This window comes from uncultured Campylobacter sp. (assembly GCF_938045225.1).
GTDB lineage: Bacteria > Campylobacterota > Campylobacteria > Campylobacterales > Campylobacteraceae > Campylobacter_A.
The window spans coordinates 1-10,269 of record NZ_CALINL010000113.1; the positions used below are offsets into that span (position 1 = coordinate 1).

At 48.3% G+C, this 10,269-nt stretch carries 10 protein-coding genes; 5 read left to right on the forward strand and 5 right to left on the reverse strand.

Features of this window, described 5'->3' with window-relative positions; translation table 11 throughout:
* Window positions 1-43: 43 nt before the first annotated feature.
* A complete protein-coding gene (locus Q0200_RS04485) occupies window positions 44-646 on the forward strand; it encodes a DUF1440 domain-containing protein (protein ID WP_297938247.1) in 603 nt (200 codons plus the stop codon).
* A gap of 42 nt (window positions 647-688) precedes the next feature.
* Here the strand turns inward: Q0200_RS04485 and Q0200_RS04490 are convergent, their stop codons facing one another.
* From Q0200_RS04490 to thiC, 5 genes are all read right to left on the reverse strand, one after another.
* Window positions 689-1,381, reverse strand: coding sequence for a cytochrome-c oxidase (locus Q0200_RS04490; protein ID WP_297938250.1), 693 nt, complete (start codon window positions 1,379-1,381; stop codon window positions 689-691).
* Between the two features lie 110 nt (window positions 1,382-1,491).
* A complete protein-coding gene (locus Q0200_RS04495) occupies window positions 1,492-2,829 on the reverse strand; it encodes a PFL family protein (protein WP_297938254.1) in 1,338 nt (445 codons plus the stop codon).
* A gap of 9 nt (window positions 2,830-2,838) precedes the next feature.
* Window positions 2,839-3,105, reverse strand: coding sequence for an ACT domain-containing protein (locus Q0200_RS04500; RefSeq protein WP_297938257.1), 267 nt, complete (start codon window positions 3,103-3,105; stop codon window positions 2,839-2,841).
* 77 nt (window positions 3,106-3,182) lie between these two features.
* Window positions 3,183-4,283 (reverse strand): Mrp/NBP35 family ATP-binding protein, encoded by a 1,101-nt coding sequence (locus Q0200_RS04505; RefSeq protein ID WP_297938260.1) that lies wholly within the window; start codon window positions 4,281-4,283, stop codon window positions 3,183-3,185.
* Window positions 4,273-5,607 carry a phosphomethylpyrimidine synthase ThiC gene (gene thiC, locus Q0200_RS04510; protein ID WP_297938263.1) on the reverse strand — a complete coding sequence of 445 codons (1,335 nt, stop codon included), beginning with the start codon at window positions 5,605-5,607 and terminating at the stop codon, window positions 4,273-4,275. The genes Q0200_RS04505 and thiC overlap by 11 nt, the downstream gene beginning before the upstream one ends.
* A 100-nt stretch (window positions 5,608-5,707) precedes the next feature.
* On the opposite strand from thiC, the gene Q0200_RS04515 reads away from it, so the two are divergent.
* The 4 genes from Q0200_RS04515 to Q0200_RS04530 all read left to right on the forward strand — a co-directional run bounded on the left by Q0200_RS04515 (window position 5,708) and on the right by Q0200_RS04530 (window position 10,166).
* Window positions 5,708-6,838, forward strand: a complete 1,131-nt coding sequence (locus Q0200_RS04515; RefSeq protein WP_297938266.1) for a bifunctional 2-C-methyl-D-erythritol 4-phosphate cytidylyltransferase/2-C-methyl-D-erythritol 2,4-cyclodiphosphate synthase — start codon at window positions 5,708-5,710, stop codon at window positions 6,836-6,838.
* 18 nt (window positions 6,839-6,856) lie between these two features.
* Window positions 6,857-7,774 (forward strand): response regulator, encoded by a 918-nt coding sequence (locus tag Q0200_RS04520; RefSeq protein ID WP_297938269.1) that lies wholly within the window; start codon window positions 6,857-6,859, stop codon window positions 7,772-7,774.
* Window positions 7,761-8,981, forward strand: coding sequence for a sulfate adenylyltransferase (locus Q0200_RS04525; protein WP_297938271.1), 1,221 nt, complete (start codon window positions 7,761-7,763; stop codon window positions 8,979-8,981). The genes Q0200_RS04520 and Q0200_RS04525 overlap by 14 nt, the downstream gene beginning before the upstream one ends.
* Window positions 8,982-9,668: 687 nt before the next feature.
* Window positions 9,669-10,166, forward strand: coding sequence for a phosphatidylglycerophosphatase A (locus Q0200_RS04530; RefSeq protein ID WP_297938274.1), 498 nt, complete (start codon window positions 9,669-9,671; stop codon window positions 10,164-10,166).
* Window positions 10,167-10,269: the final 103 nt, after the last annotated feature.

Below are 10,269 nucleotides of genomic sequence, written 5' to 3' on the forward strand. Positions count from 1 at the left end.
AAAAAGAATGCTACACGCCTTATTTTTTTAGAAAGGTGGAATCATGAGTTCGCAAACTAAAGAGCGTTTCGGTTTGGCCGCACTGCTAGGCATTCCTAACGGTATTATGTCGGCTTTTGTTAAATGGGGCGGGGAATTTCCGTTGTCGGCGCGCAGTCCAAAAGATATGTTTGACGCCGCTTGCGGTCCAAAGGGCCTTATTAGAGCAGCGGATCAGATTGACTGCTCGCGTAATTTTCTAAACCCGCCGTATGTATTTTTACGCGATTATTTGGGCATTACCGGCCCGTATGCTGCGATTTACGAGTTTGCGGGGCATGCGTTTAACTACGTGCATTTTACGCATATTTTGTTTTCGATCGTTTTTGCTGTAGCTTACTGCGTTGTTGCGGAGAGATTTCCGAAAATCACGCTTTGGCAAGGCGTTGCGGCCGGTATTTTAGCCAATATCGCCGTTCACGTTATTACTTTGCCTATTCTTGGAGTTACGCCGCCGCTTTGGACGCTGCCTTGGTACGAGCACGTTTCCGAGTTTGTCGGATACGCGCTATGGTTTTGGTCTATCGAGCTTATGAGGCGAGATTTGCGAAACAGGATCCGCACGAAAAAGATCCGAGCGACTACTGCCAAAACGCATAGCTCTTAAATTTACGCCGTTTTAGTAAAATCTAAAACGGCATTTTGGTTTTTAAAAACAAAACCTCTCGTCAGCCCCGTTTTGTTTACGCATAGCTTTAAATTTAGCCAAATTTTCCTCATTCAAAAAATAATCTTTTTCTTTTTGCGCGCGTGCTTCTAGGGCTTCTATTGCTTTTGCGAGAGCTTCTTTTCTATCTGCGTGAGGCGACGCAAACTCCGGTAAAAACATAGCTTCGTAAACGTTCGCCTTGCTCCACTCAAGCGATTTTGCGGCGATATCTTGCTGCTTTTTGATATCGCAAAAAGCGTATGGATTTACCACATCGCCAACCAGCTTGATAAACGCTCCTATCGCGCTTTTGACCTCAAAAAATCTACCGTCGTCCAAATTTATAACCTCTCGTAGCAAGATCGCGCGGTTTTTAGCGTTGTAAAACCAAAACACCGCTTCGTCGCGCAGGCCAAGATCGTAAGCGCGAGCCGAAAGCACGAAAAGAGTCATCGGCGTGACCATCTGCGGAGCGTCCTGCACGATCTTTTCCGCGCTCCTAAAGTCCTCTAGCGTGCCGCTTTTTAGCAGGCCGTCTATCTTGTCGTAAACCTTTACGTGGTCGGCTTTGCCGCCATTTGCCGAGTAGTACGGCGTCACGTAGATATCGATGCTTTTTACCTTTTCGTCATCAGACGCCGATGCAGCCGCCGCGACAAAACAAAGCGCTGCTAGAAAACGTAAAATTTTCACTTATAGCTCCTTAAGATAAATTTTTGGTGTTATTTTAACTAAAAGATATTTAAACGTCGCATATAAATTTGAAGAGGTAAAGTCCGCAAATTTGAGCGGACTTTGCAAATTTAGTTCTTAAAACTATGAATAGGTGCCGGTATCTGGCCGCCGCGGGCGATGAAGTCCGCCGATGAGTTTTTATTTACGCTCATCACGGGCGCGCTGCCGAGTAACCCGCCGAATTCTAGCGTATCGCCCTCTTTGCCTTTTGGGATTATGCGCACGGCGGTCGTTTTTTGATTTATCACTCCGATCGCGGCCTCGTCGGCTATGATCGCGGCGATCGTCTGCTCGGGCGTATCCTCAGGGATCGCGATCATATCGAGCCCCACCGAGCAGATCGCGGTCATCGCTTCGAGCTTTTCTAAATTTAGCGATCCTGCGCGCACCGCAGCTATCATGCCCTCGTCTTCGGAAACGGGGATAAACGCGCCGCTAAGCCCGCCTACTTGGTTGCATGCCATTACTCCGCCCTTTTTGACCGCGTCGTTTAGCAGCGCAAGCGCAGCCGTCGTGCCGTGCGTGCCGACCCGCTCTAGTCCCATCTCCTCAAGCACGCGCGCGACCGAATCGCCCACCGCCGGAGTCGGAGCTAGCGAGAGATCTACGATGCCAAATTTCACGCCCAGCCGCTCGGACGCCATTTGACCGACGAGCTGTCCGATGCGCGTGATCTTAAACGCAGTCTTTTTCACGGTCTCGGCGACCACGTCAAAGCTTTGACCGCGCACCTTCTCAAGCGCTCGTTTAACGACGCCGGGGCCCGATACGCCCACGTTTATGACGACCTCGGCCTCGCCCACGCCGTGAAATGCACCCGCCATAAAGGGATTATCCTCGACGGCGTTGGCAAACACGACGAGTTTGGCGGCGCCAAGATCGGAAAGCCGCGCCGTCTCTTTGATCACGCGCCCCATGTCGGCGACCGCGCTCATATTTATGCCTGTTTTGGTCGAGCCGATATTAACGGATGCACAGACCTTTTGTGTCGCGGCAAGCGCGGCGGGGATGGATTCTATTAAAATTTTATCGCCCTTTGCGTAGCCCTTTTGCACTAGCGCCGAAAAGCCGCCGATAAAGTCGATGCCGACCTTTTGTGCCGCCTCGTCCATCGCTCTAGCAAGCGGCACGTAGTCTGCGGCATCCGTCGCCGCGCCGATGATGGCGATAGGCGTTACGCAGACGCGCTTATTTACGATCGGGATACCGAGCTCTGCTGAAATTTCATTGCCGACCTTTACCAGATCGCGCGCTTTGTCGGTGATCTTTGCGTAAATTTTCTCTGCGGCTTTGTCGATATCTGGATCGATGCAGTCAAGCAGGCTGATGCCCATTGTGATCGTGCGGATGTCGAAATTTTGCTCCTCGATCATCGCGATCGTTTCGGTTACGTTTTTGATATCCATCTGCGCGCCTTAGATGTTGTGCATGGAGTCAAAGATCGCTGAACTTTGGATGTTGATTTTAACTTTTAGCTTTTCGCCTAGCTCGTTTAGCTCCCCCTTTAGAGCCGTAAAGTCCTGCTTTTCGTCGCTGGAAACCACCGCCATCATCGTAAAAAACTCGTTTAAAACCGTCTGACTGATGTCGTCTATGTTTAGCCCAAGCTGCGCGAGCTTAGCCGAAACGCCCGCCACAATGCCAACCTTGTCCTTACCGATCACCGTTACGATCGCTTTCATCGTCGTTCTCCTAAATTTGTAAATTTGCGAGAGTTAAAGCCCGAATTTGAGTAAATTCGGGCTTTAGATTTTAAATTTTACTTCGAGCAAGCGCTCTTGCCGTCCATCACGGGCTGGATAGACGAGTTGTCCGCACCGCCGTCATCGTTGATATTTTCTATTATCTCCCACAGTCTAGCCGCCGCTTTTTCGTAGCGTTTAGCCGTGACCGAGTTTGGCTCGTAAAAGCTCACCGGCTTGCCGCTGTCGCCGCCCACACGAACAGCCGGCTCGATAGGTATCTCGGCTAGCACCTCGGTACCGTAGGCTTTTGCTACCTCCTCGGTCGTGCCTTTTCCAAATATATCATACTCCTTGCCGCTCTCAGGGCAGATAAATCCGCTCATGTTTTCTACGATGCCGGCAATCGGGATGTGAAGCTTCTCAAACATATCTAGCGCGCGCTTGCTATCATCTAGCGCTACCACTTGCGGCGTCGTGACGCAAACGCCCGCAGTCACCGGTACGCTTTGAGCTAGGGTTAGCTGTGCGTCGCCCGTTCCCGGAGGCATATCCAGAAACAGCACGTCCAGCTCACTCCAAAATACGTCTTTTAGTAGCTGCTCAATAGCTTTCATTATCATCGAGCCGCGCCAGATGAGGCTCATGCCTTCTTCCATTAGTACGCCCATGCTCATCATCTCGACGCCGTGAGTTAGGATCGGTTTTAGCTTGTTGCCGACGACTTGAGGCTGCGTGCCTACTTCGCCGAGCATTCTAGGGATATTTGGGCCGTATATGTCGGCGTCTAGGATGCCTACTTTTTTGCCTAGTTTTGCCATCGAGATAGCTAAATTTAGCGTCGTAGTGCTCTTGCCCACGCCGCCTTTGCCCGAGCTTACCATTACGAAATTTTTAACTTGAGGCGCGATATTTTTGCCACTTTGAGTGTTACTTTTCTCCTCAGGTATCTTTGGCTGGATCAAATTTAGCACGTACTCATTTGAGCCCATGACACGTTTGATGTCTGTTTTTAGCTCGTTTGCTACCTCTGGGCTTGAGCTAACGATCTCGACTTCGATTAAAATTTTATCGCCGATTTCGACGTTTTTTACGAATCCAAAGCTCACGATATCTTTCTCAAAGCCCGGATATATCACGCCTTTTAGTCTGTTTAAGACATCCTCTTTACTTAACATTTTTCTCCTTCATTAGATTTTTTGAAATTTTATACGCGCAAAATTTAGGCCCGCACATCGAGCAAAATTCCGCCTTTTTAAACGACTCTTGCGGCAAGCTCTCGTCATGCAGCTCGCGCGCTCTTTCGGGATCTAGGCTTAGCTCAAACTGCCTGTTCCAGTCAAAAGCGTATCTAGCGTCGCTCATCGCGTGATCGCGCTCTATTGCGCCTGCTTTGCCTAGCGCGACGTCGGCTGCGTGAGCGGCGATTTTATGCGCTACGATACCCTCTCTGACGTCGTTTGCGTTTGGCAAACCAAGGTGTTCTTTGGGCGTCACGTAGCACAGCATCGAGGCTCCGTAAAAGGCCGCCATCGTCCCGCCGATAGCCGAAGTGATATGATCATACCCCGCGCCGATGTCCGTAGGTAGCGGCCCTAGTACGTAAAAAGGCGCGCCGTGGCACAGCTCGCGTTCGATTTTCATATTATACTCTATTTGGTTTAAAGGAATATGACCCGGCCCCTCGATCATCACTTGCACGTTTTTCTCCCATGCGCGCAGCGTAAGCTCGCCTAAAACCCGCAGCTCGCTAAGCTGAGCCTCATCAGTCGCGTCGTATAGGCAGCCAGGGCGCAACCCATCGCCAAGAGAGAGCGCGACGTCGTGAGCGGCGCAAATTTCTAAAATATCGTCAAAGGCCTCGTAAAACGGGTTTTCTTTATGATGATGCATCATCCAGCTAGCAGTTAGGCTACCGCCGCGGCTAACTATACCCATCTTACGTTTTGCAACCAGCGGCATAAATTTGAGCAAAAAGCCCGCGTGTATCGTAAAGTAGCTAACGCCTTGGCGAGCCTGCTTTTCGAGCGTTTTTAGGATGTCCGCCGCCTTCAAATTTTCGACCTCTTTTATGTCGTGGATGATCTGATACATCGGCACGGTGCCTATGGGGACGGTGGAGTTTGCGATTATGGCGCTTCTAATGGCATCTAGATCGCCGCCAGTGCTTAGATCCATGACCGTATCGGCGCCGTATTTTAGACAAATTTGCAGCTTTTCAAGCTCGGCGTCTATATCGCTGCTTAGGCTTGAGTTGCCGATATTTGCGTTGATTTTGGTTTTAGCCTCCCTGCCGATCGCCATCGGGAGCAAATTTTCGTGATGGATGTTGGCTGGGATTATCATCTTGCCCGCGGCGACCTCGCTTCTAATGAGCTTGGGATCTAGCATCTCAGCTTGCGCTACGTAGTTCATCTCAGGCGTTATAACGCCTTTTTTAGCGTAGTACATCTGCGTCGGAGTTTTGTCGGCGGAGTCAAATTTGACCCGAAATTCTTTCATGTTTCGCTCCTTAAAATTTTTGGTTCTAATCTTACTCAAAAAAGATAAAAACAAGCTTTTGGGATGTATAATATCGTAACACTTCGCCAAAGGAGAAATTTTGCTAGACGTTACGCTGATAATGCTCGGAGCCGGAAGCTCCAGTCGTTTTGAAATGCCCGTTAAAAAGCAGTGGTTGCGCGTCGGAGGCGATCCGCTATGGCTCTTTGCGGCTAAAAATTTAAGCTCGCACTATGCTTTTAAAGAGATAATCATCGCCTCAAACGAGGAAAAATATATGAGCAAATTTGCCCCAACGTATCGCTTTATAAAAGGCGGCGCGACCCGTCAAGAGAGCCTAAAAAACGCGCTTAAACTCGTTCAAAGCGAATACGTTTTAGTTAGCGACATAGCTCGTCCGATGATTAGCGCCGAGCTTTTTTCTCGTATAATAGGCGGCATCCAAAATGCCGACTGCGTCGTGCCTACGCTAAAAGTGCCAGATACCGTTTATCTGGGATCCCAGACTGTCGATAGAGAGCAGATCAAGCTCATCCAGACGCCGCAGCTCTCGCGCACGGCAATGCTAAAAAGCGCGCTTGAAGCGGGTCAAATTTACACCGACGATAGCTCGGCGATAGCGGCTGCGGGCGGTAAAATTTGGTACGTGCAGGGTGATGAAAACGCTAGAAAAATTACATTTAAAGACGACCTTTCTAAAATTTGCGGCCTTAGCGCGCCGTCAAACGAAATTTACGTGGGCAACGGTTTTGACGTGCATGCCTTTGAAGAAGAGAAAAAAGAGGGAAGTTTCGTAACAATCGGCGGAGAGAAAATTCCTTTTGAGCGAAATTTAAAGGCTCACTCTGACGGCGACGTAGCTATCCACGCGCTCATCGACGCCATGCTTGGAGCGGCCGGGCTGGGCGATATAGGCGAACATTTCCCTGACACGGACGATAAATTTAAGGGTGCGGACTCGGCTATGTTACTAAAAGAAGCATATAGGCTCGTTCAAAGCGTCGGATTTGAGCTTATAAACGCCGATGTCACCGTCATCGCCGAGAGGCCAAAGCTTAGTAAATTTAAATCCGCGATGGAAATAAACATCGCAAATGCACTAAATTTAACCCCGAGCCGCATAAACGTAAAGGCCACTACGACCGAGAAGCTGGGCTTTACGGGGCGAGGCGAGGGTATAGCCGCTACGGCGTCGGCGAGTCTAAAAATTTACGACTGGACGCAAAAATAAAACGACGAAAGTAAAAAAATGAGAGTTTTGATAATAGAAAACGAAATCTACCTAGCCCAAAGCATCGCCTCGAAGCTAGAAAATCTAGGCTACGAGTGCGAGATCGCAAGGAGCGCGGCGGAGGCGATGAAAAGCGAGCCTGAGCAGAGGGCAAAGGAGGGCGGCAAAGACGTACACTTTGACGTGGTCCTGCTCTCTAGCGCATTTGCGGGCGACGAGACGCTAAAAATCATACAAAAATTTAAAGACTCCGTCGTCATCCTGCTCATCACCTATATTAGCAACGACACCGTCTCAATCCCGATACAAGCGGGTGCAAGCGACTACATACAAAAGCCGTTTATGATCGAGGAGTTGGTGCGAAAGATCAAGCATTTCGAGGAATTTAGGCGGCTGCAAACATTTATAAAGACCTATCAGGACTACTTAAACTATCATTTTAAGGCTGTTTCGGCGCTAAATTTCGACTTTAAGCGCATAAAGCTGCCGCTTCTCATCAAATGCAATAAAATGATAAACGCCGATAACTTCGTTTTTGAGTACGCAAAGGCGCTAAATTTGAGCTTTAAGTACGTGCCGCTTGAGCCCGGCATCGACGTAGAGGCAATAGCAGCGGCAAATCCGCGCACGCTTTTGTATTTTTCAAATTTTCAAATTTTACGCCAAGAGACCAAAAATCAGATCGTCTCTCTCGCGGCCAAACGCAAGCTTATCGCAAGCTCGACCAATCTGAACGAAGAGACGCCGATGGAGACGCTAAACATCACAAGCGATGAGAAAAATTTCCAAATCGACGAAATTTTGACGATCGACGACTACATCAAGCATATCATCGTAAACTATCAGGACAAATTACAAGCTCAAGAAACAGAAATTAGAGGAACTCAGATAAAAGGTTTGCTCTATAAAAAAGCTATAGAATTTGGGAAACTATAGCGGGAGGAAAAGAGGAAAAAATATGACGTCGTCAAGAAAAAATAACGCCGTTTGGATAAACGACGAGGCTTTCGGCGCGCTTGATCTCATAGAAAATCAAATTTTTAGCAAATTTAACCGCCTGATGAACGAAAAAGAGGCGAACGAGATCTACGAGACGGGCTTTTTAGCCGGCGAGCCGATGCCATATACTTTTGTCTTTGCGCCGCACGGCAAGCGCAATCAAGAAACGATAAAAAACTCCGCAAAAGGCGATCATATCGAGCTTATCAACGGCGGCAAGGTCGTGGGATATATCGAGGTCGGCGAGGTATTTAAATTTAGCGCCGAAAAAAGCTCGCAAAATATCTTTCGCGCTAACGAAGCCGCGTCCGCACAGCAAAGCCAAAGCGGCGAACTGGCCGTAAGCGGCGAGATAAAAATCTACGACGACAAGCTAGCCGAGGTAAGAAAACTCATCGAAGAGATCAAAAGAGAGCAAAACGTCCGCAAGGTCTCGGCGATCATGCTAACTGCGGAGCCATTTAACCGCGCGCACGAGCGTCTCATCAGGATGACGATAGATAGCTCCGATCTGGTGTTGCTATTTTTACTAAAAAGCCACGGCGCGGACGAGATGATGAGCTTTTCGCTCAAAAAAAGCGTGCTAGAATACTTCATCCAAAACTACGTTCCTAAAAATCGCCTGATCATCGTGCCTTTTGAGAACTCAAACCTCTTTAGCTCGCACCTAAATCCGACGCTGGAGTGCATCGCGGCGCATAGGCTGGGTGCTCATAAGCTAATAGTCGGGCAAAATCACGCGGGCATAGGGATGTTTTACGATCACAACGTCGCTCACACAGTACTAGAGCGCTATAAAAACGATCTAAATTTAGATATCGTCGTACTGCCTGAGCTCGTCTACTGCGACGAGTGCAAGACGCTAGTTAGCACCAAGACCTGCCCGCACGGCCAGCACCATCATATCAAATACCACGCGCAGACGCTAAAAACATTGCTGCTAGCGGGTATCTTGCCGCCTGCGATCCTCATGCGGCGCGACATCTCAGCGATGATACTGAGCGAGCTTTTCCCGAACCGATTTGAAAATATCCAAAAGCTTTGCGATGATCTTTTTCCTAGCAACGGGCTGCTTGAAAAGCAGACGGAGAGGGAGTTTTACGAAAATTTGATGAAGCTTTATCAGACGACGTCGCTGACTTAAATTTGCTTTTAGCCAGCTTTTTTGACTTATGTTGTGCGCGAATATCGCTTAAGCTCGGCTATTGCTATATGCATGCGTTGTTTGTTTGGCACTTTTTTGCTTAATTTGGCTTTTATACTGCGGCTCGTTATGGGAGAGATTTTGCGCAGTTTCGCTGCGCTTGAGGTCGCTTTCCAAGAGCCGCAAATTTGTAGCTAGAAGCGGCGTAGAGTTAAATTTAGCTCGGGAAACTTCGCGTTTTTATCTCTGCTAAAATTTACTGAGCGAGCGCTTGCATTAGCGTTGCGAGCTGACCGTTTTGCGATATCTTATCTTTGCTTTTGCGTTCAAATTTGCAAATTTTACTTGCCAAGACCCGCACCGCAAAAACTCTAAAATTTGGCACTTGGTATTTATGGCGCGAGGCGAAACTGCGGCTTATTCGGTGCAATGCGTCATACTTCGGCTAGCGGCGAATTTGTATTGCAGCTTGGAAATTTTAAATTTGATAGCCGAAAGTACGGATTGAAATTTGCGGTTGTAAAATCTAATAAATTTAACGCATTTTTGCCGTCAAATTTGAAAATATCCGAAATCCGCAAATTTGGCGTCCGAATTTTGAAATTTGCGCGTTAAATTTGCTAAAATCGCACTAAAAATCGGCGAACAAAAGCGCCATATTATTTAAATTTGATTTCAAGGAAAATTATGCAAAGGTTATTTTTAATGTTTTTCGGTGCAGGTCTTAGCCCTAAGGCTCCCGGCACGGTGGGCTCTATAGCGGGTGCGGTAGCGGCGTATGGATTTTTGATGTTTTTGCCTGCTTCCACGCTGTTTTTAGTTTCGATTTGTCTTTTTTTATATAGCATCAAGATTATCGACGACTATGAGGCCAAAACCGGCGTGCACGATCACGGCAGTATCGTGATAGACGAGGTTGCGGGCGTTTGGCTGGCGATATCTATCAGCGGCGCTACGGCGGTGCAGTTTGTGCTCTCGGTTCTGTTTTTTAGGGTGCTTGATATCTGGAAACCGTCCGTGATCGGCCGCATCGACAAAAACGTAAAAGGCGGGCTAGGCGTGATGGGTGACGATATGGTTGCAGGTCTTTTTGCGGGGCTTCTTAGCGCGATTTGTTATGAGGCTGTGACGAAAGTCGGACTTGACTACGAGTGGGTTAAATTTGAGCTACCGTTTGTGAAGTAGGGTTGTTCGGCGATTTTTGGGCGCTTGTTAAAGCACTTAACACTAATTCTTGTAGTTTTTGTGAGCTTTATTGGCGACAGATTTTTGATTATCTAAATTTCAA

Coding starts and splice junctions, on each gene's coding strand:
- Q0200_RS04520 (WP_297938269.1), top strand. CDS start 6,857: ATGAGAGTTTTGATAATAGAAAACGAAATCTACCTAGCCCAAAGCATC.
- Q0200_RS04505 (WP_297938260.1), bottom strand. CDS start 4,283: ATGTTAAGTAAAGAGGATGTCTTAAACAGACTAAAAGGCGTGATATAT.
- Q0200_RS04500 (WP_297938257.1), bottom strand. CDS start 3,105: ATGAAAGCGATCGTAACGGTGATCGGTAAGGACAAGGTTGGCATTGTG.
- Q0200_RS04495 (WP_297938254.1), bottom strand. CDS start 2,829: ATGGATATCAAAAACGTAACCGAAACGATCGCGATGATCGAGGAGCAA.
- Q0200_RS04485 (WP_297938247.1), top strand. CDS start 44: ATGAGTTCGCAAACTAAAGAGCGTTTCGGTTTGGCCGCACTGCTAGGC.
- Q0200_RS04530 (WP_297938274.1), top strand. CDS start 9,669: ATGCAAAGGTTATTTTTAATGTTTTTCGGTGCAGGTCTTAGCCCTAAG.
- thiC (WP_297938263.1), bottom strand. CDS start 5,607: ATGAAAGAATTTCGGGTCAAATTTGACTCCGCCGACAAAACTCCGACG.